A 25,847-nucleotide genomic window follows, 5' to 3' on the forward strand; every position below is an offset into this window, starting at 1 on the left:
GGGGGCGTCTGGAAATTAGTTCAGTACGATCGAAAAGAACAAGACTTGTTTAACTGTTCACCTTGCTCTATTTTTCGTGCAGCGCGGAACCCTCACTTCCGGGAGCCCTGGGAGCCCTCTGTGGACCACAGCGTGACCCCGCTCGGCAGGCCGTTAAGGTGGCGCCGTGGCGAATGCAGCGGGCAAGTTCGGCCCCTACACCGGCTGGGACACGCGCGTCCTGGCCGGCCGGGGTCCCACGGGAGCGGAGCTCGTCCGGTCCCGGATCGCCCTGCGGGTGCGTCTGCGGTCGGTGTCGCCGGGGGACCGGCTGCCGGACGCCGGCGTCCTCGGCGAGGAGCTCGGGATCAGTGAGATCACCGTGCGCCGCGCGCTGGAGGCCATGTGCCAGGACGGCCTGCTCGACCGGCGCCGGGGCCGGGCGGGCGGAACCTTCGTCGCGGCGGACTGGGACGCCGTCGTCGCCGTGATGCACGACGCCGACGAGGCGGCCTCGCTGGACGCCTTCCACCTGCTGCTCGAGTGCGGGCTCGTGGCGCACGCCGCGGGCGAGCTGCCGGACGGCCGGCTCGACGGGCCGCGGGCGCTGGTCGAGGAGATGGACCTGGCCGACGACCCGGCGCGGCTGCTCGAACTGGAGACCCGTTTCCACCTCGACCTCGCCCAGGTGCTCGGCGGCGCCGGGATCCGCGGGTTCGCCGCCGACCTGCTCGGACGGCAGTGCCTGCTGGAGCCCGCCCCGGGCCCGGCGGTGGTGCGGGCCCGCAACCGCTGCCACGCCGACCTGCTCGACGAGCTCGCCCGGGGCGCTATGGACCCGGCGGTACGAGCGGTGAAGGCACACCAGCACGCCGAACCGAACTGACTTCTCGGAAGGGAGCCGTCGCCATGCCCGAGTCCGGAACCGCCGGACCGTCGTCGACGCAGGGCCCCGCCGGTGGCACCCCCCAGCGGCTGCGCGGCGGCGTCCTCGGCATGGCGGACATCGCCGCCGCCACGATGGCCAACGTCGGCCCGGCCATGAGCTTCTTCTTCGGCTTCGCCTTCCTGGCCACCACCGCGGGCGTCGCGTCCCCGCTGACCATCGTGGCGGCGGGCGTGGCGGTCGCGCTGTTCGGCAACACGTTGGCCGAGTTCTCCCGGGCACACCCCTCGGCGGGCAGCTTCACCACCTTCGTGGGCAAGACCTTCGGGCCGGTCAGCGCGGTGACCACGGCCCTGCTGGCCGGACTCGGCTACATCATCGCGATGGCCTCCGTCATCGCGATCTCCGGCGGGTTCATGCAGATCACCCTGCACCACTACACCGGCATCGACCTGCCGTGGATCATCTGGACGCTGCTGCTGACCGGGCTGTCGGTGGTGCTGATGCTGCGCGGCATCGTGGTGTCCACCAAGTGGGCCGGCTACTTCTTCGGCGTGGAGATGCTCGTGCTGGTCGTGGTCTCGGTCGCGGCGATCGTCGAGCACCGGGGCGACCTCTCCGCCGCCCCCTTCCTGCCCTCCCACCTCACCCACGGCGTCAAGGGCCTCGCGGCGGGCTTCCCGCTGGCGGTGTACCTGTTCATCGGCTGGGAGAACTCGGCGGCACTGGCCGAGGAGACCGAGAACCCGCGGCGCAACGTCGGCCGCGCCGTGTTCTCCTCCGTCGCGATCATGACGGCGAGCTACATCCTCTTCTCCTACGCAACGGTCACCGGCTTCGGCTACGACGTCCAGCGGCTCGGCGACTCCCGGATCCCGTTCGTCGACGTCGCCCAGCACACGCTGGGGGCGCTCGCGTTCCTCGCCTACGTCGGCGGCCTGACCTCCACCCTCGGCGTGCTGGTCGCGGGCATCAACTCCCAGGCCAGGCTGGTGTTCAACGCGGGGCGGGAAGGGCTGCTGCCGTCCTTCTTCGGGTACGTCCACCCCACGCGCCGTACGCCGAACAACGCGATCGTCACCTTCGCCGTCACCGCGCTGCTGATCATCGCGGGCTGGGGGCTGGGACACCTGCTCGGGGACGGCGGCCAGATGAACCCCGTGGTCTTCTTCGCCGAGTCCTCCAGCCTGGGCGCCATCCTGATCCTGCTGGTCTACCTGGCGTCCAACATCGCGCTGCCGCTGTACTACCGCAGGTACCGTCCGCAGGAGTTCCGGATCGGGCGGCACCTGGTGCTGCCCGCGGTCGGCGCCCTCACCATCCTGATTCCGCTCTACTACCTCGCCAAGCCCGGCCAGCCCGCCCCGTACAGCTGGTTCCCGTACGCGGCGCTGGCCACCCTCCTCGCGGCCGTCTGCTACGCGGCCCTCCTGGTCCGACGCGACCCGGGGCTGGCCGACCGCGTCGGGGCGGTCGTCGCCGACGCGGAGTGAACGCGGCGGCCGGACGAGGGCACGGGAACGGTCCTTTGCCGCGACCGGGCCGGGTCACGCGGGCAAGCGGCCGGGCCGGGCGGCACCTGCGGGCCACCGGTCGTCCCGCCGAGCGGGCGGGAGAGGCGTTCCCCCTCAGGAGACAGCTGCCTCCTGGTACTGCCCCAGGTACCGGAACGCCCCGTCCGCGGCGCGGAACAGGAACATCGCGTCGTGGTTGTAGCCGTACCCCTCCTCGAACCGGACGGTCCTGGTGATGCCCTCGTACGTGATCTCGGGCATCCGACGGGCGATCGCGCCCCGTTCCGTCAGCGCCGAGCCGTCCCTGCTGCAGGCCCGCGCCAGGAACATGACGGCGTCGTGGGCCTCTGCCGCGTACCGGCCGGGGTCGGTGCCGTGGCGGGCGCGGTAGGCCTTCGTGAAGGCCCGGGCGGCCGGGCGGGCCGTCGGGTCGGTGAAGGCGGTGGCGAAGACCCAGCCGTTCGCGGCGGCGCCGGCCGAGGTCAGGAACCGCGGGGCGAAGGCGCGTTCCGTCGCCATCCGGGTCCCGGTGAACCGGGCGGTGCGCAGCGCCGACGCGAGCCCGGCGGCCCGGGCCGCGTCGCCGGTGAAGACGACCGCGTCCGCGCGGGCGGACATCACCGCGGCGGCGAGCGCGGCGTGGTCGATCCTTCCGGCGGCGACACCGGTCACCGTCGCGTCGCGGCCGCCCTGCCGCAGCGCCCGCTCGATCTGGTCGCACAGGGTCCAGGCGAAGTCGCCCTGCGCCCGGTCCTCCACGAGGAGCACCCTGCGGGCGTCCACGTGGTTGCCGAGGTAGCGGACGCAGGGGGCGGCGAGGAGGTCGCTGGTGACGCTCAGTGCCGCATGGCACTGGAAGACGTTCGTGCCGGTCCTCCTGCTCCGGGTGTCGATGCCCACCGACACCGACACGACGGGCATCACCGCCTTCGTGTACGCGACCTCGGACGCGAGGAAGCAGGCGTCGGTGGTGGGGCCCAGCACGGCGAGGACGTCGGCGTCCTTCGCCAGCCGGGCGGCCAGCTCAGCGGCCCGCTCCGGGGCGCCGCCGTCGTCGTACGTCCGCAGCCTCAGCCGGAAGGGATGACCGCTCCCGGCGTTGATCTGCTCGACGGCCAGCCGGGCCGCCTCGAGCTGGGCGTTCCCGGTCTCCTTCCGGGCGCCGGTCAGATCGCCGTGGAACGCCACGACCAGCTCGGGGCGCGGACGGCCGCTCCCGGACGGCGCGGCCGTCCCCGACGCCGGCCGGGTGCTCCACCACCAGGCCCCGCCACCGCCCGCCGCCAGCACGCCCGCGGTCGAGCCCAGGAGCAGGAAGCGGCGGCGGCCGACGGCGCGGGCGGAGGGCGGGATGGCCGTGACGGCCGTCAGCGTCGCGGCCTGCGGTGACGGTGACGCCTTGTCCGCCGCGTCCGCCGTGCTCGACGGCGCGGACACCCGGGTCGGCTCGATCGGGCCGATGGTGAGCACGGCGGCGGAACGGTCGTTGATCAACCGGGTGACCGGCGCGGGCAGCCAGTCCGACCCCTCGGCAGAACCGGCTTCCGTCCCTCCCGCTCCCTCCCCGAGCGCCTCGCGAAGTCGCGCGAGGAGGGGGCGGCCGGGCGGATCCTTGTGCAGGCAGGCTCTCAGTACGGGGGCCAGACCGTCCGGGATCGCCGCCGGGTCCGGTTCGTCGTAGACGGTGCGCAGCAGCATGCCGGCGGCCGCCCCGTCGCCGAACGGCCGCACCCCGGTCGCGGCGAACGCCAGCACGCACCCCAGGGAGAACACGTCGCTGGGCGGGCCGATCTCGCCGCCCCGCGCCCGCGCCTGCTCCGGCGACAGGAAGCCGGGCGAGCCGACGATCACGCCGCTGGAGGTGAGCGCGGTGGCCTCCGACGCGCGGGCGATCCCGAAGTCGATGAGCCGCGGCCCGTCCGGGGCCAGCAGGACGTTGCCCGGCTTCACGTCGCGGTGCACGAGACCGGCCGCGTGCACCGCCTCGAGCGCCTCGGCGAGCCGCACGCCCAGCACCCGCACGGAGGCGAGCGGCAGCGGCCCGAAGGTGTCCACCGTCTCGGCGAGCGAGGGCCCCGGTACGTACGAGGTCGCCAGCCACGGTGTCTCCGCGTCGGCGTCCGCGTCCAGCAACGGGACCACCCAGCGGCTGTCCACCCGCCGGGCGGCCTCGACCTCCCGGTGGAAACGGGCCCGGAAGCCCGTCCCGTCGGCGTACGAGGAACGGACCGTCTTCACCGCGGCGATCGCCCCGCCCGGCGCGCGGGCCAGGAAGACCACGCCCATGCCGCCGGCGCCCAGCCGGCGCAGCAGACGGTAGCGGCCGATCCGGGACGGGTCGCCGGTCCGCAGCGGCTCCATCAGTCGGGCTCCATCAGACGGTGAGCGGCGCGGGGCCGTCGTACACGAAGTCGCCCTGGGAGACCCGCCAGAGGTAGCAGCCGTTGCCGTCGATGGTCATCAGGCCGATCGGTTCGGTTCGCTGGAAGGCGAACGGTTTCGTGACGCCCTCGTACTTCCCCGCCCGGACGGCCGCGAGCAGGTTCGCCCGGGTGCGCTTCTTCGCCGGCAGGCCGGACAGGGCCTTCAGCAGCATCCCGGTCACGTCGTAGGCCTCCGCCGCGTACCGGGGTGGTGCTTCCTCCCAGCGCTCGCGGTAGGCGACGGCGAACTCCCTCGCCTCGGGCTTGCGGGTCGCGTCGATGACCGGAGCCACCATCACCCAGCCCTCGGCCGCCTCCTGAGCCCCTGTCAGGAAACGCCCGTCGAGCAGTGCCGGACCGGACACCCGCGCCCCCTGGAAGGCGCGCTCCCGCAACGTCCCGGCGATCGACGCTCCCCGGTCGGGCAGCCCGGCGAAGAACACGGAGTCGGCGCCGGCTGAGAGCACCGCGTCCACCGTGCTGCCGAAGTCGCGGCGCATCGCGCTGACCACTTCCGGAACCGGTGGCTGCCGCGCGTTGCCGAGCTGCGTGCTGAGGGAAGTGCCCAAGTCCGTGCCGTAGTTGCCGGCCGGGCGATCGACGACGAGGCCGACCTTGCGCGAACCGGCCCTCCCGCGAAGGTAGTTGCTGGCGTACACGGCGAGCACCGAGTCGGGCAGCCGTCCGAGCAGGAACGAGCGGTACCCCTGGGTGAGGAGGCTGACACTGCCGGGGGACACGGCGACGACCGGCAGCAGTCCTGCGTCGTACTTCGCGAGCGCCGTCTGTGCCGTGGCGTCGGTGGTCGGGCCGACCACGGCGAGGACCGCCGGATCGTCCGTGAGCTGCGCGGCGAGCCGGGCCGAGGCCGCCGGATCGCCCCCGTCGTCGAGGGCTCTGACCTTCACGGTGAACGGGGCGTCGCCGCGCGCGTTGAACTCCTCGACGGCCAGCCGCAGTCCGCGCTCCTGCGCCCTGCCCGTGTCGCGCTGCGGGCCGCTGAGGTCACCGTGCAGCGCGACGGTGTGCACCGGGCGGCGCGAGGAGGAGGCGGCCGCGGGGCCGTCGCCCCCGGAACGGCCGTCCCGGGCCACCGCCCACCACGCCCCGCCCCCGCCCGCCGCCAGCGCCACGGCCCCACCGGCGAGCAGCAGGAAGCGGCGCCGGCCGGCCGGACGGGCGTCCCGCGGCTCCGGCGAGCCGGACGTCTCGCGCGTGTCGGGCTCGGCCGGCCCCGGTGCGGCCGGCGCGTCGGCCGGCGCCAGCGTGTGCTCGATGTCCGGCAGCGCGAGGGCGGCGGCCGAACGCTCGGCGATCAGCCGGGTGACCGGCCCGGGCAGCCAGTCGGCCGCCTCCCCGTCCTGCGGGGCGTTCCCGTCCTGCGGGGCGTCGTCGGCCGTCAGCTCCCGCACCAGTTCCCCGGCGTCCGGCCGCCGGTCCGGGTCCTTCTCCAGGCAGCGGCCCAGCACCCCCAGCAGGCCCGCGGGCACTCCGTCGAGGTCCGCCGGATCGTGCACGGCCCGGTACAGCAGGGCGTCGACGGTCCCGCTGCCGAACGGCGCCCGGCCGGTCGCCGCGAACGCCAGGACGCACCCGAGGGAGAACACGTCGCTCGCCGGGCCGATGCCGTCCCCGCCGCTGCCCCCGGCCTGCTCGGGCGACAGATAGCCGGGCGTGCCGACCACCATCCCGGTCGCCGTGAGCGTCCGGTCCTCCGGGGCCCGGGCGATGCCGAAGTCGATGAGCCGCGGCCCGTCATGGGCGATCAGCACGTTGCCCGGCTTCAGGTCCCGGTGGACCAGCCCGGCCCGGTGCACCTCGCCCAGCGCCTCGGCCAGCCGGGCGCCGAGCAGCCGCAGCCCTCGCTCCGTCAGGGGCCCGTACGCGGCCACCGCCTCGCCCAGCGACGGGCCGGGCACGAAGGCCGTCGCCAGCCACGGAGCCTCGGCGTCCGGGTCGGCGTCCACCAGCGGCACCACCCAGGGACTGCCGACCCGCCGGGCCACCTCGACCTCGCGGCGGAACCGCTCCTTGAAGCCCGGCTCCTCGGCGTACTCCGCGAGCAGGACCTTCAGCGCCACCAGTGCGCCGCCGGGGGTGCGCGCCAGGTAGACCACGCCCATGCCTCCGGCGCCGAGCCGCCCGAGCAGGCGGTGGTCCGCGACGCGCGCGGGATCGGACGAACGCAGCGGTTCCATCAGCCCTTCCCCCCGAGCTCGGACTGCACGCGGTTGAGCATCGTGACGGTGGCGCGCGCCCCGTACTGGTTCAACTCGGTGTTCGAGTAACCCTCGGCGCCCTTCACCGACACCGCCAGGGTCACCGTGCCCAGCCGGGTCACGTACCAGAAGTACGTCTGCTCGCTGCCCCCGGTGACGTACGAACCGATCTCCACGACCTGGTCGTCGGAGGTGTTGTTGCCCTGGCCGTACGGAGTGGCGGCCGACATGAGTCCGGAGATCCACTCGCCGGCACGGACCTGCTGCTCCCGGCAGCGCAACGGCTCCTCCAGTGTGGTGGCCAGCCGCTCGTCGGCGTCGCGGACCGTGGCGTGCACGGTGACCCCCGCGGTCACCTTGATCTCGCCCTTGCCCGCGGTGCCGGGAAGCCTGCTGTAGCGGGACAGCGAGGCCAGGACGCTCCCGGGGAGCGGTTGCCGCTGCCACCGGCACTGTTCGTCGAGCACGGCGACGGTGTCCGGGTCGCCGGCTTCGGGCCGCTGGGCCCGGAAGCCCGCGCCCCACGCCTTCGGCTCCAGCGCGACCACCTCCGCCAGCGCCTCGGCCTGCCGCCTCGTCCGGGGCACCCGGGCGGGGTCCGCCTCGAACGGCGTCAGCGACGCCGTGTCACCACCCGAGGAGGACGGAGACGCGACGGCCGAGGGGGCGCCGGAAGCGGTCGCGGACCGGGAGGTCGCCGGAGGGCTCGGCTCGGCCGCCTCGTCGTCGGCCCCGGAGCCGCAGCCTCCGAGCACGAGGGCCGCCCCGGCCATCGCCGCCCCGACCCGCCACGGCCAAGCCGCCCTGCTCCCCACGCAGTTGCTGTCCATCCCGCCCCCTCCGCCGGCCCCCGCCTCGCGTGCGGTGATCGTACAGAGGGACATACGGCCGGGGCGGGCGGTTCCGCGAACAGGAGGAACAGTAGGGAGCAATAGGGAACAGCAGGAGCAGCAGGAGCAGCAGGAGCAGCAGGGAACAGTCAGGGGCGCGGAGTCAGTGCGCGTCTGTTCCGACCCCGTCGGCATGTCCCGACGACCGCTTCGCCACCCGCGCCAGGTGTCCCGCGAACACCGCCTCCGCCTCCGGGGTCAGTGTCCGCAGCGCCACCAGCGCCGTGATGGCCACGTCACACAGTTCGCCCCGCACGTCCTCCCACGTGTGGCTGACGCCCTTGCGGGGGTTCTGGCCGGTCGCGCCGATGACCGCCTGCGCGGCCTCGCCGACCTCCTCCGACAGCTTCAGGACGCGCAGCAGCACGGCCTCCCGGCCGGTGACCGGCTGAGCGGCGTCGAGCCAGGCCCACAGGGCGTCGACGGTGCCCCAGAGATCCGTCCCGGTGGAGGTGGAAGGGGAGGCGGAGGTGGAGGGGGACAGGGGCGGGTGCTGGGGACGCGGGGCGTCAGGACGGCTGTCGCTCATGCGCGCAGCCTGCCCAGCGCGGTCTTCTCCCGAACAACGGCGTCGACCCGGGCGCTCACTCCTCGAACGACGGCATGGACCCGGCGGGCGCTCACTCCTCGAACAGCGCCTCCTGCTCGCCCTCCTCGCGCCGCCGCAGCCGCTTGGTGCGCAGGCCCACGACGACCGCGGTGGCCGCCGCCGTCACGCCCAGGGCTGCCGGGACCATCCAGTTCCGGTTGACCGTGTGGCCGAGGGCGTGGTCCAGGGAGAGGCGGCCGGGGCCGGTGACGGCGAGGCCGGCGGCGGTCAGGCCGAGGGAGGCCGCGTGCTCGTAGCCGCCGCTCTGCGCGAAGAAGCCGTTGGGCACGTGGACCGCGGAGGCGCCGGTCATCGCGCCGGCCGCCGCGGCTCCCGCCGCCGGGGTGGCCAGGCCCAGCGCGAGGAGCGCGCCGCCGCCGGCCTCCGCCAGGCCCGCCGCCGTGGCGCTCGCCCTGCCCGGCGCGTACCCGACGGACTCCATGAACTGGCCGGTCCCTTCCAGACCGTGGCCGCCGAACCAGCCGAACAGCTTCTGCGCGCCGTGCGCCATCAGCACCCCGCCGGTTCCCAGCCGGAGCAGCAGCAGGCCCAGATCACGTCGGTCGTAGCAGGTCACGATGACTCCCGGAGGGACGAGCGGACGAGGGGGCGGGCGGACGGGCGGCAGGCGGACGACGGGAACACCCCTTCCGCGTATCCACCGTGGCACCCCGCACACCCGACCGCCCCGCCCCGGCGGCCGTTCGGGTGGCGGGGCGGGAGCGGGGCGGGAGTGGGCAGGGCGCAGGGCGGGAGCGGGGCAGGAGTGGGCAGGGCGGTCGGGTGCGGTGCGGGGCGGTCGGGCGCGGTGCCCTCACCAGGTGGCGGTCGCCGCCCGTTCCGTCAGCGTGATCCTCCCCGCGTCGATCGTCGCCAGCCGCGGTGCCCGCCGGGCGATCGACGAGTCGTGGGTGACCATGACGAAGGTCAGCCCGTACTCGTGCCACAGCCCTTCCAGCAGGCCCATGATGTCGTCGCGGGTGCCCTCGTCGAGGTTGCCGGTGGGCTCGTCGGCGAGCAGCACCTTCGGCTTCTTGACCAGCGCGCGGGCGATCGCCACGCGCTGCTGCTGGCCGCCGGAGAGTTCGGCGGGGGCGTGGCCGAGCCGCTCGCCGAGCCCCACCGAGCGCAGCGCCTCCGCCGCCCGCTCGCGCCGCTCCGCGGGCCTGACCCCGAGCGGCACCAGGGCCGTCTCGACGTTCTCCTGGGCGGTCAGCGTGGGGATGAGGTTGAACGACTGGAAGATGATGCCGATCTTCTCGGCGCGCATCCGGGTCAGCTTCGCCTCGCTGATGCGGGCGAGGTCCACGCCGTCCAGTTCGACGCTGCCCTCGGTCGGCCGGTCGAGCGCGCCGATCATCTGGAGCAGCGTCGACTTGCCGCCGCCGGTGGGGCCCTGGATGACGAGCTGGTCGCCGTCCTCGATGGTCAGGTCGACGCCGCGCAGTGCCTCGACCGTCTCCTTGCCGCGCGTGTAGCGCTTGGTGACACCGGTGAGCTGGTACATGAAGGTTTCTCCGTAAGGAAGATGACGAAGACGTCGACGGGTCAGGAAACGCTGCGCAGGGCGTCCGCCGGGCGCATCCGGGAGGCACGCCAGCCGCCCATGGCACCGGCGATCAGTCCGCCGGCGACCGCGAGGCCCACCGCGAGGGCGACCGTGGTGAGGGAGACGGGCGCGGACAGCGCGATCTCCATCGTGTTGCCCGCGGTCTGCCCGCCGGGGCCGCCGCCACCGGGGCCGCCCATGCCGCCCCCGCCGCCGGTGCCGCCGAGTTCCGCCGTCAGCGTCGGGCTGATCGCGGTCACCGTGTACGCCGCCGCGAGGCCGAGCGCGATGCCGAGGACGCCGCCCAGCAGGCCGTTGACCATGGACTCGCCGACCACCTGCCGGGTGACCCGGCGGCTCGGCCAGCCCAGCGCCTTCAGCGTGCCGAACTCCCGTACGCGCCGGGACACGGCGGAGGAGGTGAGCAGCGCGGCCACCAGGAACGCCGCGGCCAGCACCGCGACCGACAGCCACTTGCCGACGCCGGCCGCCAGGTCCGAGGCGGTGGACAGGGAACCGGAGACGGTGTCGGCGAGGTCGGCGGAGGTCGTCACGGTCGTACCGGAGATGTTCTTCTGGATGGCCGCCTTGACGGAGTCGATCTGCTGCGAGTCGGTCGCCTTGACGTAGATCGTGGTGACCTGGCCGGCCGCGTCGGCGAGCGTCTGGGCCTGCTTCAGCGGCAGGTAGACGTCGGTCGTGGACTCGCTGCTCTCGGGAGTGGCGAGGCCGATGACCTTGTACTTCGTCCCGGAGATGGTCAGTGTCGAGCCGACCTTGTACGAGTTCTCCTTGGCGTACGACGTGCTGACGACCGCGACCTTCGCGTTGCTCTGCGCCGAGGTGAAGGTCACGCCGGAGCTGATCGCGGAGCCGGCCAGCGGGCCGAGGTCCTGTTCGCCCACGTCGACGCCGGCGACGGAGTAGGAGTTGACGTCGAAGGAGGCGCCGCCGCCCTGCACCTGGGGTGCGGCGGTGCTGCCGCCGCCCCCGCCGGGACCGCCCTGCCCCTGGGTCTGGCCGCCGGCCGAACTCTCCGCCTTGCCCTGCGTGAAGGAGCCGTCGACCTTGGTGACGTTCAGGGTGAGGGCGCCGACCGCGCTCGCCACCCCCTTCTGTTCGGCGACCTCGGCCACCAGCGAGGACTTCAGGGCCTGACCTCCCTGCGTCATCACCCGGTCCGAACTCTGCTCGGAGTCCTCGTCGTCGTCGGACTTCGCGTCGAACTCGAATCTGGGACCGCCGGAGCTGTCCGCGGTGGGCGCCGTCCGGGCCTTGGTGACGGTCATGTCGGTGCCGAGGCCGTACAGCGACTGGAGGACCTTGTCCTGTGCCTGTGTCATGCCGGCCGACACCGAGTTGACGGTGATGACCAGGGCGATACCGAGCGCCAGACCCAGGGCGATGACCAGGGCGGCCTTCTTGCGCCGGCCCAGCTCGCGCTTGAGATAGATGCCAAACATCCCGTTCCTCAGAGGTTCTTGGCGCCCGCTGTGGGCGCGGCCTCAAACTAGGGAGGAACCTTTGAGTGACCCTGGGTGCGGGATGTGGGGAAGCTGGGAAAACGCTTCCGAGACCGAATCTTCATCCGGACGGGCCGCCGTGACGCGCACCACCGTGGCGCGGCCGCCGTGATGCGCACCGCCGTTATGTGGCAGCCGTTCCGCGGTCCGGTGCGCACCTCGCGCATCACGCGAGGTCCACCCCCATCCGGTGCCGCGGAACGGCTGCCGCCCCCCTCGGTGTGGTCGACGGAAGTCCGGCTCCCCAACTGTGAAGCTCCTGTGGAGGAGATGCCGAGCATAGTTCTCCGAACGGCGCTTATGGTGCGGACTGTTCAAGTCCGCTTGTGCAGGTTGAGGGTTCACCCACATCCCGGTGGTACGGCCGCCGGCGGTCGCGCGGAGTGCGGCGTCCCGCGGTGCGCGCGGACGAAAGCCGACGACCCGTCATGCGGCTGTACCGCCGCCCGCACCTGCGGTTCTGCAACGGCCGGCGCGGCTACGTGACCGTCACCCTCGGCCGCGACCTCGCCCGCGCCGACTTCAGGACCGTCCCCTGCGTCACCCGGCCGGGCGCCCCGTCACCACCGCCGCCTCCTTCGTCACCGAGGTCGGCGACCAGGGGCTCAGGCCCGCCTGAGCGGAGGCCGTCCGGGTCAGGCCGGCGGCCAGGCGTCGCCCCAGTCGGCGTCCCGCGCCGCCTTGTACAGGTCGCCGTGCCGCTTCGTCACCGTCGTCCGCGCCAGCCGCTCCCCGGCCTCGCACAGGTCGAGGAGCACCTGGCCCTTGCGGATCTGGGGCCGCCGCACCACCCGGGACGGGGCCGGGGCGACGGGGAAACGCGCGGCCGCCACATAGCCGAACTTCTCGTCCTCGTACGGCAGTGAGCCGCCCTTGACCTGCCGGTGCAGGGACGAACGGCTCACCCGCGCCGAGAAGTGGCACCAGTCCTCGCCGGGGACGATCGGGCAGGCGGCGCTGTGCGGGCAGGGGGCGGCGATCCGGAAACCGGCCGCGATCAGGCGGTCCCGGGCCTCGATGATCCTGGCGTAGCCGTCCGGGGTGCCCGGCTCGACGATCACCACCGCCTGCGCGGCCGCCGCGGCGGCGTCCACCAGGGCGGCGCGGTCGGCGGCGGGCAGCTCGTTGAGCACGTACGAGACGGTGACCAGGTCGGTCGCCTCCAGGGTCAGCGCCGAGCCGATCCGGGCCCGCTGCCAGCGCACCTGCTCCAGGGCCGGGTTCGACGCCGCGAGCTCGCGGCCGACGGCCAGGGCGGGCTCCGCCCAGTCCAGCACCGTCACCGGACGACGGCCCGGCCAGGTCGCGCCGACCGCCCAGGTCGCCGCGCCCGTCCCGCCGCCCACGTCGACGTGGCTGCCGGGCGTCCAGTCCGGCACGGCGTCCGCGAACGCCCCGAGCGCGGAGCGGACCGCCTCGAAGGTGGCCGGCATGCGGTACGCGGCGTACGCGGCGACGTCCGCGCGGTCGCGGAGGATGGGGGCGTCGGTCGGGGTCGCCCCGCGGTAGTTCGCGATGAGCCGCTCCACGGCCTGACCGGCCTGCCGGGCCGGAAGCCCGTCGAGCAGCTCGCGGAGGGCGTCCGCCGGAGATACGGGGTCGTTCACCCACGAATTCTAAGCGCGGCCCACTTGCCCGGACATCCACCCGGGCCTCCGCCCTCCGGACCTCGACGGTGGGCCTGCCCCGGACCCTGCCAGGGGGCTCCGACCTCCGGCCTGTGCCCGCCCACCACCCGACCCGGTCACTCGAGAACCGCCCGCCTGAGACGCGTGGCCGCCGCCGCGCGGGGCGCGCTGTCCGGCGCCCGCCGCCGTGGGTGCACCGTGTTGGCCAGCAGCACGAGGAACGTGTCCGTCGCCGGGTCGAGCACCAGCGACGTCCCGGTGAACCCCGTGTGCCCCGCCGCCCCCCTCCCCGCCAGCTCCCCCATGAACCACGCCTGGTCCACGGCGAAGCCCAGTCCGGGCGGCGCCAGCAGCAGCTCCACGAAGTCGGGCCCGAGGATCCGCGCGGGCCCGTACGAGCCCCCCGCCAGCAACGTCCGGCAGAACACCGCGAGATCGCGCCCGGTCGAGAACAGCCCCGCGTGACCCGCCACCCCGCCCAGCGCCCACGCGTTCTCGTCGTGCACCTCGCCCCGCAGCGGCCCCCGGTCCGCCTTCGCCCACGGCCGCCGCTGGTCCTCCGTGGCGGCCGCGCCGGGACACGGCCCGAAGCGGGTGGCCGCCATGCCCAGCGGACGGGTGATCCCGTCGTGGATCAGGACGTCGAGGGTCCGGCCGGTGAGCCGTTCGAGGAGCTGCTGCAGGAGCAGCATGTTCAGGTCCGAGTAGACGTACGTGCCGGGCTCGTCCGCCGGGGCCTCCTCGCGCAGCAGCTCCAGCCGCCCGGCGTCGTCGGCGCAGTCGTACAGGGGCAGCTCGGGCCGCAGCCCCGAGGTGTGGGTGAGGAGCCGGCGCACGGTGATGTCGTGGGCGGCGGCCGCCCGGAAGTCGGGCAGGTACGCCCCCACGCGCGCGTCGATGCCCAGCGTGCCGCGCTCGATCTGCTGCACCGCGGCCACGGCCGTGAACAGCTTGGTGAGGGACGCGAGGTCGAAGGGCGTGTCGACGGTCATCGGGACGCGGGACGCGGGCGGCAGTTCCACACCGGCGTCGGCCTCCCGGTCGTAGCGGGCGTAGCGGACCGCCCAGCCCGCCGCCTCCTGCACGGCGATGACGGGCCCGCGCCCGGCGACCACGACGGCGCCGGCCGCCCAGGGCCGTTCCCCGGCGGTCAGTCCGTGGACCTCGCGCACGAGGCGGCACAGCTCCTCGGGGTCGAGCCCGGCCCGTTCCGGGGTGTCGACCCGCAGTCTCGGCGCGCTCAGCTGTCCTCTCCCACTTCCGACCTCGCCCCAGCGGAGAGCCCCGTGCCGGGACCTCCGTCCGGTGCCCCCGCGTCCTTCGGGCCCTTCTCGTCCCGCACGTCCCGTGTGTCCCGCACGTCCCGCGCGTCCCGTGCGTCCTGGGTGTCCTGGGTGTCCTGGGTGTCCTGCGTGTTCTTCCAGGGGCGGCACATTCCCACGAAGCAGGCCACCGCCACCACCGCGGCCACCAGCTGGACCACCGCCATCGGGACCGCCGTCCCCTCGCCGGCGACGCCGACGAGCGGGGAGGCGACCGCGCCGATCGCGAAGGAGGTGGTCCCCAGGAGCGCGGAGGCGGACCCGGCGGAGTGGCGGACCCGCAGCAGCGCGAGGGTCTGCGCGTTGGGCAGGACGACGCCCATCGCGGACATCAGCACGAACAGGGCGGCCGCCACCGGCACCAGCCCCACCGCGCCGAACACGCCCGTCGCCATCAGCAGCAGCGCGGTCGCCGCCAGCACGACGACCCCGAGACCGGCGGCCAGCACCCGCTCCAGCCGGACCCGTCCGACCAGCACCCTGCCGTTGACCTGCCCGACGACGACCAGCCCGATCGAGTTCACGCCGAACAGCAGGCTGAACGTCTGCGGCGACGCGCCGTAGATCTCCTGGATCACGAACGGCGACGCCGAGATGTACGCGAACAGCGCGGCGAACGCGAAGCCGCCGGTCAGCAGGTAGCCGGCGAAGGGCGGGTCGGAGAGCAGCGCGCGCATCGAGCGCAGGGCCTCCCCGACACCGCCGGAGTGGCGCGCGGCGCGCGGGAGCGTCTCGGGCAGCCTCGCCGCGACGACGACGGCCAGCAGCAGGCCCACCACGGTCAGGACCACGAAGACCCCCCGCCAGTCCGTCACGCGCAGGATCTGCCCGCCGATCAGCGGCGCCACCACCGGGGCGACGCCCGAGACCAGCATCAGGGTGGAGAAGAAGCGGGCCATGGCCACGCCGTCGTACAGGTCGCGCACCATGGCCCGCGCGATCACGATCCCGGCCGCGCCCGACAGGCCCTGCGCCAGCCGGCAGGCGACCAGCAGCTCCACGGTCGGCGCCAGCGCGCACAGCGCCGTCGCCACGACGTACACGGCGAGCCCCGCGAGCAGCGGGCGGCGGCGGCCCCAGCGGTCGCTCATCGGGCCGACCACCAGCTGCCCCAGCGCCATCCCGGCCAGGCACGCGGTCAGCGTGAGCTGCACGGTCGCGGCGGGCGCGCGCAGCGCGTCGGTGACCTCCGGCAGTGCCGGCAGGTACATGTCCATGGCCAGCGGGGGAGTGGCGGTCAGCCCGCCCAGCACCAGGGTGACCAGCAGTCCCGCCCGGCGCCCCGCCCGCGGCGGGGCCCCCCGCCCGGCCCCGGCCGCCCTCGACACGTCCGGTATCGCCCCACCCTCGGGCATGTGGCCCCTCCCTCTGCGACGTCCGGCCACCTATGCTCTCAGCTCGTACGGAATGCTGGGACGGCACGAGGGTGGGCGCATGACGACGGACACGGTGCGGTGGGGGATTCTGGCGACCGGCGGGATAGCCGCCGCGTTCACCGCGGACCTGATCGATCTGCCGGACGCGGAGGTGGTCGCGGTCGCGTCCCGCACCGAGGACTCGGCGCGGGCGTTCGCCGAGCGCTTCGGGATACCCCGGGCGTACGGAGACTGGGAGAGGCTGGCCAAGGACGCGGACATCGATGTCGTCTACGTGGCCACCCCGCACTCCGCGCACCGCGCCGCCGCCGGGCTCTGCCTGGAGGCCGGCCGCAACGTGCTGTGCGAGAAGCCGTTCACGCTGAACCTGCGCGAGGCCGCCGAACTCGTCGAGCTGGCCCGCGACAACGGACGCTTCCTGATGGAAGCCATGTGGATGTACTGCAACCCCATGGTCCGCCGCCTGAAGGCGCTCGTCGACGACGGCGCGATCGGCGAGGTGCGGACCGTGCAGGCCGACTTCGGCCTGGAGGGCCCCTTCCCGCCCTCGCACCGGCTGCGCGACCCCGCGCAGGGCGGCGGAGCCCTCCTGGACCTGGGCGTCTACCCGGTCTCCTTCGCCCACCTGCTGCTGGGCGAGCCCACCGGCGTCTCCGCGCGGGCCGTGCTCTCCGCAGAGGGCGTCGACCTCCAGACGGCGGCCGCCCTGTCCTGGGACTCCGGCGCGCTGGCCGCCCTGCACTGCTCCCTGGACGGCGGGACGGGCACCACCGCCTCGGTCACCGGCTCGCGGGGCCGCATCGACATCCCCGCGGGCTTCTTCCACCCCGACCGCTTCGTCCTGCACCGCACCGGCCGCGACCCGGAGGAGTTCGCCGCCGATCCGGCCGACGGGCCCCGTGCGACGATGCAGCACGAGGCGCGCGAGGTGATGCGGGCGCTGCGGGCGGGGGAGACCGAGTCCCCGCTCGTCCCGCTCGACGGCACCCTCGCCGTGATGCGGACCCTGGACACCGTCCGCGAGCGGATCGGCGTGCGCTACCCGGGGGAGTAGCGCCCTCCCGAGAGCGTGGGACGGGCAGGCGAGACGGCCCGTCTCATGCTCTTGGTACGGTCGTCCCATGGTCACCCAGCCCGGAAAGCCGGCCCCCGACACCACCCGCCGCAGCGAGCGGTCCCGGCGCGCGATCTACGACGCCGCGCTCGCCCTGGTGGCGGAGGTCGGCTACCCGAGGACCACCGTCGAGGGCATCGCCGCCCGGGCCGGCGTCGGCAAGCAGACCATCTACCGCTGGTGGGACTCGAAGGCCGACGTCCTGCTGGAGGCGTTCCTCGACCTCGGCTCCCAGGCCTCCCGGGAGGCGGGCGGGGAACCGTACGCCATCCCGGACACCGGCGACCTCGCCGCCGACCTCAAGGCCGTGCTGCGGGCCACCGTCGACCAGCTGACGGACCCCCGCTTCGATGCGCCGTCCCGGGCCCTCGCCGCCGAGGGCGTGGTCGACGAGGAGGTCGGCCGCCGGTTCACGGCCCAGCTCCTGGAACCCAACCTCCAGCTGTACGTCGACCGGCTGCGCGCCGCCCAGCGGGCCGGCCAGGTCCGCCCCGAGGTCGACCCGCGCATCGCCCTGGAGTTCTTCGTCTCGCCGCTGGCCCAGCGCTGGCTCCAGTACACGGGCCCGATCTCCTACGAGTACACCGACACCCTCGTCGACTACGCCCTGTACGGCCTCGCCCCCCGCTGACCCCGTCCGCGCCCGGGGGGCACATCGGTACCGCTCGTCCCACCTGCCCCTTTTGGGGGTCCGGACCCCCGATGCGCCGGATGGTGGGACCATAGGGCATGCTGTCCGCACCACAGCGAGGCGAGGGGATAGATGAGCGCGGAGTTCGGCGGCCGGACCGGCAGGCAGGGCAGGATCTCCCAGTGGCTGCGGGGACGCCGCTCCAAGGAGGCCGCCGACGACGGCGGTCGTGAGGGCCTGCTGCTCGCCGCCGCCGCGGCGGGACTGCCGCTCGCGCCCGCCGCCCACCCCGTCTCCGGCTACCGCTGCTCCTGCGACCGCGTCGGCTGCCCGACGCCCGGTCGGCACCCCGTCTCCTTCGCCTGGCACACGCAGTCCACCACCGACCGCGCCCAGATCGAGCGCTGGGCCCGGCACCAGCCCGAGGCCAACTTCGTCACCGCGACCGGCACCACCCACGACGTCCTCGACGTCCCCCTGGAGGCCGGCCGCGAGGCCCTGGAGCGGCTGCTCGGCGCCGGCGTCGAGGTCGGCCCGGTCGCCGAGAGCGACGACGGCCGCATGCTGTTCTTCACCCTCACCCGCGGCACCCCCGAGGACGAGGACGAGTGGTGGCCCTGCGAGCTGGACTGCCACCCCGAGACGATGGACGAGCACCCCGGCCTGCGCTGGCACTGCCGGGGCTCCTACGTCATGGTCCCCCCGTCCCGCCTGCCCGGCGACGACGACCAGTCCGTGCACTGGCTCCGCGGCCCCGAACACCCGCTGCCCGACCCGCTGACCCTGCTGGAGCCCCTGACGGACGCCTGCGCCAAGTTCGCGGGCGAGGACCGGGCGACGGAGAACTGGCCCACCCGCCACTGAGCCGGGGCCGGCGCCGCTACTCCCCCTTGGCCGCCGTGAGCCCTTCGACCCGGCTCACCAACGACACCTTCCCCCCGCCGGAGGTGCCCGGCACCACGGCCATCTCGTTGGCCACGAACTCCATCGTCAGCGCCTGCTTGATCTCCCCGGTGGTCAGCGCGCGGACGTCCCTGTTGGGCGCCGGCACCGCCGCCCCCGCCGCCGCGGTCTGCTTCACGAAGTGGTGCGTGGAGAAGAACACCACCGCCCCGCCGTCCGCCGTGCGCAGCGCCAGCGGCGCGAAGTCCCCGGTCGTCAGCGGCTCGTCGATGTACTGCGTGGCCAGGCCCGGCTTGCTGGAGTTCTTCGCCCGCGTGGAGCGCAGCTCGCTGGTGTACGGGCCGTCCGCGAACGCGTCCCCGCCGTCCTTCAGGTACGTCGCGTAGTCACCGCTCAGTCCGGCGGGCGAGCGCGTCAGCCCGGCGCTGTCCACCGGCACGGCCTCGGCCCAGCCGTCCTCGTCCTTCGGGAACTCCGGCAGCGCGCCCGGCGCCACCAGCGTGAGGTACGCCGCCTGCCACGGCTCCGCCCTGCCGCCGCGCAGGAAGACCAGCACCCAGCGCGCGTCCCCGCCCTTGTTGGCCCGGGCGTCGGCGACGAACCAGCGGGGCCAGCCGGGCTTCTCGGGGATGGTGTAGTTCACGTCGGTCAGCGTCAGCGGCTTGTGCTGCGGGTTGCCGTCCGGGTGGTTGACGCGCCCCGCCCTCAGCCGTGCCGCGTCGATCGCGCCGAGCGCCCCGGTGGTGTACGCGGCGTCGAGGGAGGGGTCGTACGCCGCGTCGGCCTTGTTGTAGGCGGTCGTGAACTGCTCGACCGCCCTGGCGGCTTCCGCCTTCGTGGCCGCGGGGAGCACCGTCCGCTCCCCGTGCACCACGACACATCCGCTCGCCGTCAGTGTCACGACGGCGAGCGGGACGGCGATCAGTGCGTTCCGGTCACGCCCGCGGCGCCGTGGACGGCCGGTCGTCAGGCTGCGTTCCCTGCTCATCAGGTGCGTTCACCCTCCCCTTCCCGGAGGCGAACCCTACCGGGGCGAGGAAGAACGCGAGTGTCGGGACCAGGTACAGCAGCCACACCGTGACTTGGAGGACCGTCGGGTCGGGCTGGAAGTTGAACACGCCCTTCAGCAGCGTGCCGTACCAGCTGTCCGGCGGGATCGTGCCGCTGACGTCGAAGGCCTTGTCCGTCAGGCCCGGTACCCAGTCGGCCTCCTGGAGGTCGTGGACGCCGTACGCCAGCACGCCGGCCGCGACGACGACCAGCATGCCGCCCGTCCAGGTGAAGAACTTCGCCAGGTTGATGCGCAGCGCGCCGCGGTAGAACAGCCAGCCCAGCAGGACCGCCGTGGCCAGGCCGAGCGCCACGCCGATCAGCGGGCGCGGGGTGCCGTCACCGGCGGCGTGCACGGACGCCCACACGAACAGGGCCGTCTCCAGGCCCTCGCGGCCCACCGCGAGGAACGCGGTGGCGACCAGCGCGCCGGTGCCCATGGCGAGGGCCGCGTCCAGCTTGCCGTGCAGCTCCGACTTCAGGTGCCGTGCGGTGCGCCGCATCCAGAACACCATCCACGTCACCAGGACGACGGCGAGGATCGACAGCGAGCCGCCCAGCGCCTCCTGGGCCTCGAACGTCAGCTCCTGGGAGCCGAACTCGAGGGCGGAGCCGAAGCCCAGCGCGAGCAGCACCGCGACGGCGATGCCCGTCCAGACCGGCTTGAGGGCGTCGCGCCGCCCGGTCTTCACCAGGTAGGCGATGAGGATGCAGACGACGAGACTGGCCTCCAGGCCCTCGCGCAGTCCGATCAGGTAGTTGGAGAACACGGGCTAGGCCTCCTTGGCGAACAGGGTGCGGCCCCACCAGTCGTCCGCGTCCCGGACGCCGGGCGGGATCGCGAAGACGGCCGAACCCACGTGCTGGATGTACTCGTTGAGCGCGTCCGTCGCGAGGTTGCGCTGGACGGGGATGAACCCCTTGCGCACGTCGCGCTGGTAGGCGAGGAAGAACAGGCCCGCGTCCAGCCGGCCCAGGCCGTCGGTGCCGTCGGTGAAGGAGTAGCCGCGGCGCAGCAGCGTCGCCCCGTGGTTGGAGTCGGGATGGGCGAGCCGCACGTGCGCGTCGGGCTTCATGGCCTTCAGGAACGGTTCGTCGCGCTCCTTTGCCTTGCCGACCGGGGCGCCCTCGCCCTTGTCGCGGCCGAAGATGTCCTCCTGCTCCTGCAGCGGGGCGCGGTCCCAGGTCTCGATGTGCATGCGGATGCGGCGGGCGACGAGGTAGGAGCCGCCCCTCATCCAGGCGGGACCGTCCTTCTCGCCGACCCAGACGAACTCCTCCAGGCGGTCCTGCTCGGTGCCCGCGATGTTGCGGGTGCCGTCCTTGAAGCCCATCAGGTTGCGCGGGGTCTGCGCGTCGGGCGTCGTGGAGGAGGTCTTGCCGAAGCCGAGCTGCGACCAGCGGATGACGGCCTTGCCCATGCCGATGCGGGCCAGGTTGCGGATCGCGTGCACCGCGACCTGCGGGTCGTCCGCGCAGGCCTGCACGCACAGGTCGCCGCCGCTGCGGTTGGCGTCCAGGTTGTCGCCCGCGAACTTCGGCAGGTCCACCAGCGCCTCGGGCCGCTGCCCGGCGAGCCCGAACTTTGCGAACAGGGACGGCCCGAAGCCGATCGTCAGCGTCAGCCGGGACGGCTTGAGGCCCAGCGCCTCGCCGGTGTCGTCCGGCGGCGCCTCGGCGAGCCCGCCGTACGCGCCCTCCCCGACCGGCCTGCCCTCGGTCATCTGCCGGGCGGCCCGCGTCCAGTCCTTCAACAGCTGGACGAACGCGGCCCTGTCGGTGGTCTTCACGTCGAACGCGGCGAAGTGCAGCCGGTCCTGCACGGGCGTGGCGATGCCCGCCTGGTGGGCGCCGTGGAAGGCGATCGCGGCGCCCGCCGCGGCACCGGCCGGATCCACGTCGTTCCCGGCGCGGGTCATCGCGGCCGCGCCGCCGGCCGCGGCGGCGCCGAGCGCGAGGCCCGCTCCGCCCCAGCCGATCAGGGTCCGCCGGCTGGGCGCGGTCGAGGTGGTGGTCGAGGTGTCGTCCGTGTCCGTCATGTCGGTGGGCCTTCCGGCTACTTGGCCACTGCGGCGGCAAGCTTGGAGAGCGGCTCCGCGAGCGCGTTCACCGCGTCCGACAGCTCCTTGCGGTCGGCGGCGCCGACCTTGTCGTACGAGGTGAACGCGTAGGAGGACGTGTTCGGGCGGTACTCGTCGAGCAGCGTGTTCAGCGCCGTGAACTGCTTGTCCAGCTCGGTGACCAGCGCCGCGTCGTTCTCCTTGGCGACCGGTTCGAGCAGCTCGAACGCCTTCTCGGCGCCCTCGACGTTGGCCTTGAAGTCGACCAGGTCGGTGTGCGAGTAGCGCTCCTCCTCGCCGGTGACCTTGCCGGTGGCGACCTCGTCGAGGAGTTCCTTGGCGCCGTTGGCCATGGAGGTCGGGGTGATCTCGGCCTTGCCGACCCGGTTCTGCCAGTCGGTCAGGTCGGTGACGAGCTGGTCGGCGAGGGCCTTCTCCTCGGCGGTGATCTTCTTGTCCTGCCAGAGGGCCTTCTCCAGGCGGTGCCAGCCGGTGAACTTCTGCCCGTCCTCCAGGCCGTCCTCGCGGACGTCGACCTTCGGGTCGATGTCGCCGAAGGACTCCGCGACCGGCTCCGTGCGTTCCCAGCCGATGCGGGAGAGCGCGTACGCCTGCTTCGCGGCCTCCAGATCGCCGGCCTTCACCGCCTTCACGAAGGCCTGGACCTTGGGCAGCGTCTCGTCGGCCTGCTGCTGCGAGTAGGCCCGGTAGGCGGCGACGGCCTTGTCCAGGCGCGGGTCGCGCTCGGCGGTCGCGGTGCCGCCGGTGACCTTGAGGTCCTGGCGGATGCCGTCGCCCTTCATGCCCGGCTTGCAGGCGATCAGGTAGTCGCCGGCCTTCACCTCCGCGGTGACCCGCTGCTTGGTGCCGGGGCCGATGTTCTCGCGCTCGGTCACCACCCGGTCGTCGGGGAACAGCAGGTAGACCTCGGTGACCTTGGAGCCCTTGTTCTCGATGGCGAGTTCGACGTGTCCGGCGGCGATCTCCTTGGTGGAGGTCTTGCACGTGTCGTCGGTCGCGGTCACGCCGATCACCCGGTCGCCGGCGGCGGCGTCGCTCTTCTCGGTGCAGCCCGTGACGGCGGTCAGGGCCGCGACGGCAGCGGCGGCTGTGGCGACGGAGAGTCTGGCGGCGCGCATGAGGGCTCCCAGCGTGGCTGAAAAATTACGTGACGGGGTCACAGGTTTCAGTGAGGCTTACCTAACTTATCGAAGGCTTACCTGCGTCATACCCGTCCGGACCGTGATTCACCTCTCATGGACGCTGTAAGGGCACGGTTCGATCACGGTGGCTCAAAATGCATCCCAAGGATCGGTCAAGTTCGTCCACGGGAAAGTCGAAGCGCGCCCGAAGGCCGTACGCGCGCGGCCGGGGGCTCCCGTTTCCGCCCACCACCTGGCCGGGGCCGACGCGGCGGGCGGAGGCAGTGCTTCAATTCCCCGGTGACTGATTACGACGTGCTCCGCGTGTTCTGCGCACCGAACGGCGGATACGGCAACGAACTGGGCGTCATCCGCGAGGGGTCGGTGCTGCCCGACCGGGAGGACCGGCAGGCCCTCGCGGCGAAGCTCGGCTTCAGCGAGACCGTGTTCGTGGACGACCCCGAGCGCGGCGTCATCGACATCTACACGCCGACCCTGCGGCTGCCGTTCGCCGGACACCCCTGCGTGGGCACGGCCTGGCTGCTCGACGTGCCCGAACTCGTCACCCCCGCCGGAGCGGTGGGCGCCCGCCTGGACGGGGAGTTCAGCTGGATCGAGGCGCGGGCCGAATGGGTCCCGCCGCGCACGCTCCGGCAGCACGCCACCGCCGCCGAGGTCGACGACCTTCCCGTGCCGCCGCCCGGTGAGTGGATCTACGCCTGGGCCTGGGAGGACGAGCCCGGGGGGCGGGTGCGGGCCCGCGCCTTCCCCGGCCGCGACGACGGCATCGACGAGGACGAGGCCACCGGCGCGGCGGCCCTGCTCCTCACCGACCTCCTCGGCCGGGCCCTGAACATCACCCAGGGGACGGGATCGCAGATCCTGACCGCGCCGCAGCCGCACGGCTGGGTGGAGATCGGCGGCCGGGTCCTCCTGGAGCGCTGAACCGGTGGACGTCCCCGGCCGATCGCGCCTCCGTACGGGTGGTCCCGAGTGTGGCGGGGTGATGAGCGGGGACCACTCACAGTGACCGTTCAGTCACCGTGAGAGGAGCACCATGCGCATCCGTTCTGCCCTGGCCGCAGCCGTCCTGGGTGTCGCCCTGAGCGCCGCCGGCGCCGCGACCGCCACCGCCGACGAGGGCAAGCACTTCGGGGGCCGCGACGGCCACGCCGTCTGCAGCCCGTACTTCGGCGGGATCGAGACGGAGACCAGCAAGCTCTTCTGGGGCGGCGCCCAGTGCTCGGAGTACGCCGTCGGCCACGACAACTGACACGGCTCCCGGGCCCGCCTTCCTCGCGACCGAGGGGGCGGGCCCGTCCCGTGCGTGCGCCCAGGGGGCCTGCTCGGGGGCTCGGAGGGCTCACGCCGACCGCGGGAACTCCTCGCCCAGCGCCCGGAAGACGCCCGTGTTCAGGGCGAACGCCGTCCTGCACTCCGCCACGATCCGCTGCTTCTCCAGGTCGTCCGCGCGCACCGCGTCCAGCAGCTCCCGGTACTCCCGCTTGAAGGCCGCCGGGTTGCCGACCTCCTCGAAGACGTAGAAGCGGACGCCGTCGCCCTTCTTCTCGAAGCCCCACGCCCTCTCGGCCCGGTCGCGGATGATCTGCCCGCCGGAGAGGTCGCCGAGGTAGCGCGTGTAGTGGTGGGCGACGTACCCGCCCGGCCAGGACCGCGCGCACGCGCGCACCCGCTCCGCGTACGCCAGTGTCGCCGGCAGCGCGGAGAGCCCCGCCCGCCACCCGGCACCCCGCAGATGCGCCAGGTCCCGCTCCAGCGCGTCCCGCCGGAACAGCTCCGGCCGTATGAACGGCCCCGCCACCGGATCCGACGCCAGCCGTCCGGCCCCGTCCTCCAGCGCCTCGTACACGAACCACAGCTGCTCGGTGTAGCGCGCGTACGCGTCGACGCCGAGCCCGCCGCCGAGCAGGTCGCTCATGAACGTGGAGGTCTCCGCCTCCACGTGCTGCTCGTGGGACGCGGTCCGGATGACTGTCGAGAAGGAGTCCATGGGGCGAGTCTCATGGTGAGGTATGCCTGAGTCAATGTGTTGCCGACCTCCTGTCGGCAAGTTTTCCGACAGCTCGTCGGCAAAGAGCCTTCCGGACGGCACGGAGCCCGCCCTCGGGTCGGAGGGCGGGCTCGAGGCGGGAGCGCGGCGTGCTCAGGGGAGCGTGAGGATCTCCGCCCCGGTGTCCGTCACCACCAGCGTGTGCTCGAACTGGGCCGTCCGCCTGCGGTCCTTCGTCACGACCGTCCAGCCGTCGTCCCACATGTCGTACTCGTGCGTCCCGAGCGTCAGCATCGGCTCGATCGTGAACGTCATGCCGGGCTGGATCACGGTCGTCGCGTGCGGGCTGTCGTAGTGGGGGACGATCAGCCCGGAGTGGAACGACGAGTTGATGCCGTGCCCGGTGAAGTCCCGCACGACGCCGTACCCGAACCGCTTGGCGTACGACTCGATCACCCGGCCGATGATGTTGATCTGCCGGCCCGGCCGGACCGCCTTGATCGCCCGGTCCAGCGACTCCCGGGTCCGCTCCACCAGCAGCCGGCTCTCCTCGTCGACGTCACCCACCAGGTACGTCGCGTTGTTGTCGCCGTGCACCCCGCCGATGTACGCCGTCACGTCCAGGTTGACGATGTCGCCGTCCCGCAGCACCGTCGAGTCCGGGATGCCGTGGCAGATCACCTCGTTGACGGACGTGCACAGGGACTTGGGGAAACCGCGGTAGCCCAGCGTCGAGGGGTAGGCGCCGTGGTCGCACATGTACTCGTGCGCCACCCGGTCCAGTTCGTCCGTGGTCACGCCCGGCGCGATCCGCTCGGCGGCCGCCGCCATCGCCCGCGCGGCGATCCGGCCGGCGACGCGCATCGCCTCCACCGTCTCGGGGGTCTGCACCTCCGGCCCGGTGTAGGGGGTCGGCGCGGGCCTGCCGACGTACTCGGGACGGCGGATGTTTCCGGGCACGGAACGGGTGGGGGACAGCTCCCCGGGCGCGAGCAGCGACTGGCCAGACATGCCAGCGAGTCTAACCAGCGGCCGTGG

23 protein-coding genes and 1 pseudogene are annotated in these 25,847 nt (G+C 73.5%); 8 read left to right on the plus strand and 16 right to left on the minus strand.

From position 1 onward, the window contains the following. The first annotated feature begins 166 nt into the window (after positions 1–166). Both ACGFQC_RS03505 and ACGFQC_RS03510 read left to right on the plus strand, forming a co-directional pair. Positions 167–865: a FadR/GntR family transcriptional regulator gene (locus ACGFQC_RS03505; protein WP_393287667.1), complete on the plus strand. Its 699-nt coding sequence runs from the start codon at positions 167–169 to the stop codon at positions 863–865. 23 nt (positions 866–888) lie between these two features. Then, positions 889–2,358, plus strand: coding sequence for an APC family permease (locus tag ACGFQC_RS03510; RefSeq protein WP_363087045.1), 1,470 nt, complete (start codon positions 889–891; stop codon positions 2,356–2,358). Between the two features lie 135 nt (positions 2,359–2,493). On the opposite strand, the gene ACGFQC_RS03515 is transcribed toward ACGFQC_RS03510, so the two are convergent. The 7 genes from ACGFQC_RS03515 to ACGFQC_RS03545 form a co-directional block, all read right to left on the minus strand. Beyond that, a complete protein-coding gene (locus ACGFQC_RS03515) occupies positions 2,494–4,740 on the minus strand; it encodes a bifunctional serine/threonine-protein kinase/ABC transporter substrate-binding protein (RefSeq protein ID WP_363087046.1) in 2,247 nt (748 codons plus the stop codon). 13 nt (positions 4,741–4,753) lie between these two features. Further along, a complete protein-coding gene (locus ACGFQC_RS03520; protein ID WP_363087047.1) occupies positions 4,754–7,000 on the minus strand; it encodes a bifunctional serine/threonine-protein kinase/ABC transporter substrate-binding protein in 2,247 nt (748 codons plus the stop codon). Continuing rightward, positions 7,000–7,851, minus strand: coding sequence for a hypothetical protein (locus ACGFQC_RS03525; protein ID WP_363087048.1), 852 nt, complete (start codon positions 7,849–7,851; stop codon positions 7,000–7,002). Before ACGFQC_RS03525 ends, ACGFQC_RS03520 begins: the two co-directional genes overlap by 1 nt. Positions 7,852–8,014: 163 nt before the next feature. Continuing rightward, positions 8,015–8,440: a MazG-like family protein gene (locus tag ACGFQC_RS03530; RefSeq protein WP_363087049.1), complete on the minus strand. Its 426-nt coding sequence runs from the start codon at positions 8,438–8,440 to the stop codon at positions 8,015–8,017. A gap of 91 nt (positions 8,441–8,531) precedes the next feature. After that, the gene (locus tag ACGFQC_RS03535) at positions 8,532–9,077 is read right to left on the minus strand and encodes a DoxX family membrane protein (protein ID WP_363087050.1); all 546 of its coding nucleotides are present in this window, start codon (positions 9,075–9,077) and stop codon (positions 8,532–8,534) included. A gap of 237 nt (positions 9,078–9,314) precedes the next feature. Beyond that, positions 9,315–10,007 (minus strand): ABC transporter ATP-binding protein, encoded by a 693-nt coding sequence (locus ACGFQC_RS03540; protein ID WP_363087051.1) that lies wholly within the window; start codon positions 10,005–10,007, stop codon positions 9,315–9,317. Positions 10,008–10,048: 41 nt separating this feature from the next. Next, entirely contained in the window at positions 10,049–11,512 is a 1,464-nt protein-coding gene (locus ACGFQC_RS03545) for an ABC transporter permease (RefSeq protein ID WP_363087052.1), read from the minus strand. 506 nt (positions 11,513–12,018) lie between these two features. Here ACGFQC_RS03545 and ACGFQC_RS03550 point away from each other — a divergent pair. After that, positions 12,019–12,191: pseudogene (locus ACGFQC_RS03550) on the plus strand (alkaline phosphatase); the annotation flags it as partial. A 16-nt stretch (positions 12,192–12,207) separates the two neighbouring features. On the opposite strand, the gene ACGFQC_RS03555 reads toward ACGFQC_RS03550, so the two are convergent. From ACGFQC_RS03555 to ACGFQC_RS03565, 3 genes are all read right to left on the minus strand, one after another. After that, positions 12,208–13,179 (minus strand): small ribosomal subunit Rsm22 family protein, encoded by a 972-nt coding sequence (locus ACGFQC_RS03555; RefSeq protein WP_363087053.1) that lies wholly within the window; start codon positions 13,177–13,179, stop codon positions 12,208–12,210. Between the two features lie 137 nt (positions 13,180–13,316). Further along, on the minus strand, positions 13,317–14,444 hold the full coding sequence (locus ACGFQC_RS03560; protein ID WP_363087366.1) for a serine hydrolase: 1,128 nt from the start codon (positions 14,442–14,444) through the stop codon (positions 13,317–13,319). Next, the gene (locus tag ACGFQC_RS03565; RefSeq protein WP_363087054.1) at positions 14,441–15,877 is read right to left on the minus strand and encodes a multidrug effflux MFS transporter; all 1,437 of its coding nucleotides are present in this window, start codon (positions 15,875–15,877) and stop codon (positions 14,441–14,443) included. The genes ACGFQC_RS03560 and ACGFQC_RS03565 overlap by 4 nt, the downstream gene beginning before the upstream one ends. 79 nt (positions 15,878–15,956) lie before the next feature. Between ACGFQC_RS03565 and ACGFQC_RS03570 the strand changes: the two genes are divergently transcribed. The 3 genes from ACGFQC_RS03570 (at position 15,957) to ACGFQC_RS03580 (ending at position 18,507) form a co-directional block, all read left to right on the plus strand. Then, positions 15,957–16,952: a Gfo/Idh/MocA family oxidoreductase gene (locus tag ACGFQC_RS03570; protein WP_363087055.1), complete on the plus strand. Its 996-nt coding sequence runs from the start codon at positions 15,957–15,959 to the stop codon at positions 16,950–16,952. 67 nt (positions 16,953–17,019) lie between these two features. Next, a complete protein-coding gene (locus ACGFQC_RS03575) occupies positions 17,020–17,643 on the plus strand; it encodes a TetR/AcrR family transcriptional regulator (protein ID WP_363087056.1) in 624 nt (207 codons plus the stop codon). Between the two features lie 132 nt (positions 17,644–17,775). Then, positions 17,776–18,507: a bifunctional DNA primase/polymerase gene (locus ACGFQC_RS03580; protein ID WP_363087057.1), complete on the plus strand. Its 732-nt coding sequence runs from the start codon at positions 17,776–17,778 to the stop codon at positions 18,505–18,507. A 16-nt stretch (positions 18,508–18,523) separates the two neighbouring features. On the opposite strand, the gene ACGFQC_RS03585 is transcribed toward ACGFQC_RS03580, so the two are convergent. Genes ACGFQC_RS03585 through efeO form a run of 4 tightly spaced genes read right to left on the minus strand, consistent with a single transcriptional unit; the run spans position 18,524 to position 22,795 of the window. After that, on the minus strand, positions 18,524–19,534 hold the full coding sequence (locus tag ACGFQC_RS03585; protein ID WP_363087058.1) for a hypothetical protein: 1,011 nt from the start codon (positions 19,532–19,534) through the stop codon (positions 18,524–18,526). Then, a complete protein-coding gene (gene efeU / locus ACGFQC_RS03590; protein WP_363087059.1) occupies positions 19,482–20,366 on the minus strand; it encodes an iron uptake transporter permease EfeU in 885 nt (294 codons plus the stop codon). The genes ACGFQC_RS03585 and efeU overlap by 53 nt, the downstream gene beginning before the upstream one ends. Before the next feature lie 3 nt (positions 20,367–20,369). Then, positions 20,370–21,635 carry an iron uptake transporter deferrochelatase/peroxidase subunit gene (efeB, locus tag ACGFQC_RS03595; RefSeq protein ID WP_363087060.1) on the minus strand — a complete coding sequence of 422 codons (1,266 nt, stop codon included), beginning with the start codon at positions 21,633–21,635 and terminating at the stop codon, positions 20,370–20,372. A gap of 17 nt (positions 21,636–21,652) precedes the next feature. After that, complete coding sequence (efeO, locus tag ACGFQC_RS03600; protein ID WP_363087061.1) at positions 21,653–22,795, minus strand: iron uptake system protein EfeO; 1,143 nt, start codon at positions 22,793–22,795, stop codon at positions 21,653–21,655. A 303-nt stretch (positions 22,796–23,098) separates the two neighbouring features. Here efeO and ACGFQC_RS03605 point away from each other — a divergent pair, with 303 nt between their 5' ends. Together ACGFQC_RS03605 and ACGFQC_RS03610 are read left to right on the plus strand one after the other, a co-directional pair. Further along, complete coding sequence (locus tag ACGFQC_RS03605; protein ID WP_363087062.1) at positions 23,099–23,743, plus strand: PhzF family phenazine biosynthesis protein; 645 nt, start codon at positions 23,099–23,101, stop codon at positions 23,741–23,743. A 112-nt stretch (positions 23,744–23,855) separates the two neighbouring features. Further along, positions 23,856–24,071, plus strand: a complete 216-nt coding sequence (locus ACGFQC_RS03610; RefSeq protein ID WP_363087063.1) for a hypothetical protein — start codon at positions 23,856–23,858, stop codon at positions 24,069–24,071. A 90-nt stretch (positions 24,072–24,161) separates the two neighbouring features. Here ACGFQC_RS03610 and ACGFQC_RS03615 read toward each other — a convergent pair whose 3' ends face one another. Together ACGFQC_RS03615 and map are read right to left on the minus strand one after the other, a co-directional pair. Next, positions 24,162–24,809 carry a biliverdin-producing heme oxygenase gene (locus tag ACGFQC_RS03615; protein WP_363087064.1) on the minus strand — a complete coding sequence of 216 codons (648 nt, stop codon included), beginning with the start codon at positions 24,807–24,809 and terminating at the stop codon, positions 24,162–24,164. A 153-nt stretch (positions 24,810–24,962) separates the two neighbouring features. Continuing rightward, complete coding sequence (map, locus tag ACGFQC_RS03620) at positions 24,963–25,820, minus strand: type I methionyl aminopeptidase (RefSeq protein WP_363087065.1); 858 nt, start codon at positions 25,818–25,820, stop codon at positions 24,963–24,965. Between the last annotated feature and the right edge of the window lie 27 nt (positions 25,821–25,847).

The sequence above is a fragment of the Streptomyces sp. NPDC048734 genome, from assembly GCF_043198675.1.
GTDB lineage: Bacteria > Actinomycetota > Actinomycetes > Streptomycetales > Streptomycetaceae > Streptomyces.

Coding starts and splice junctions, on each gene's coding strand:
- ACGFQC_RS03520 (WP_363087047.1), bottom strand. CDS start 7,000: ATGGAACCGCTGCGTTCGTCCGATCCCGCGCGCGTCGCGGACCACCGC.
- ACGFQC_RS03530 (WP_363087049.1), bottom strand. CDS start 8,440: ATGAGCGACAGCCGTCCTGACGCCCCGCGTCCCCAGCACCCGCCCCTG.
- ACGFQC_RS03515 (WP_363087046.1), bottom strand. CDS start 4,740: ATGGAGCCGCTGCGGACCGGCGACCCGTCCCGGATCGGCCGCTACCGT.
- ACGFQC_RS03615 (WP_363087064.1), bottom strand. CDS start 24,809: ATGGACTCCTTCTCGACAGTCATCCGGACCGCGTCCCACGAGCAGCAC.
- ACGFQC_RS03570 (WP_363087055.1), top strand. CDS start 15,957: ATGACGACGGACACGGTGCGGTGGGGGATTCTGGCGACCGGCGGGATA.
- efeO (WP_363087061.1), bottom strand. CDS start 22,795: ATGCGCGCCGCCAGACTCTCCGTCGCCACAGCCGCCGCTGCCGTCGCG.
- map (WP_363087065.1), bottom strand. CDS start 25,820: ATGTCTGGCCAGTCGCTGCTCGCGCCCGGGGAGCTGTCCCCCACCCGT.
- ACGFQC_RS03565 (WP_363087054.1), bottom strand. CDS start 15,877: ATGCCCGAGGGTGGGGCGATACCGGACGTGTCGAGGGCGGCCGGGGCC.
- ACGFQC_RS03610 (WP_363087063.1), top strand. CDS start 23,856: ATGCGCATCCGTTCTGCCCTGGCCGCAGCCGTCCTGGGTGTCGCCCTG.
- ACGFQC_RS03575 (WP_363087056.1), top strand. CDS start 17,020: ATGGTCACCCAGCCCGGAAAGCCGGCCCCCGACACCACCCGCCGCAGC.
- ACGFQC_RS03525 (WP_363087048.1), bottom strand. CDS start 7,851: ATGGACAGCAACTGCGTGGGGAGCAGGGCGGCTTGGCCGTGGCGGGTC.
- ACGFQC_RS03545 (WP_363087052.1), bottom strand. CDS start 11,512: ATGTTTGGCATCTATCTCAAGCGCGAGCTGGGCCGGCGCAAGAAGGCC.
- ACGFQC_RS03580 (WP_363087057.1), top strand. CDS start 17,776: ATGAGCGCGGAGTTCGGCGGCCGGACCGGCAGGCAGGGCAGGATCTCC.
- ACGFQC_RS03540 (WP_363087051.1), bottom strand. CDS start 10,007: ATGTACCAGCTCACCGGTGTCACCAAGCGCTACACGCGCGGCAAGGAG.
- ACGFQC_RS03510 (WP_363087045.1), top strand. CDS start 889: ATGCCCGAGTCCGGAACCGCCGGACCGTCGTCGACGCAGGGCCCCGCC.
- ACGFQC_RS03585 (WP_363087058.1), bottom strand. CDS start 19,534: ATGAGCAGGGAACGCAGCCTGACGACCGGCCGTCCACGGCGCCGCGGG.
- efeB (WP_363087060.1), bottom strand. CDS start 21,635: ATGACGGACACGGACGACACCTCGACCACCACCTCGACCGCGCCCAGC.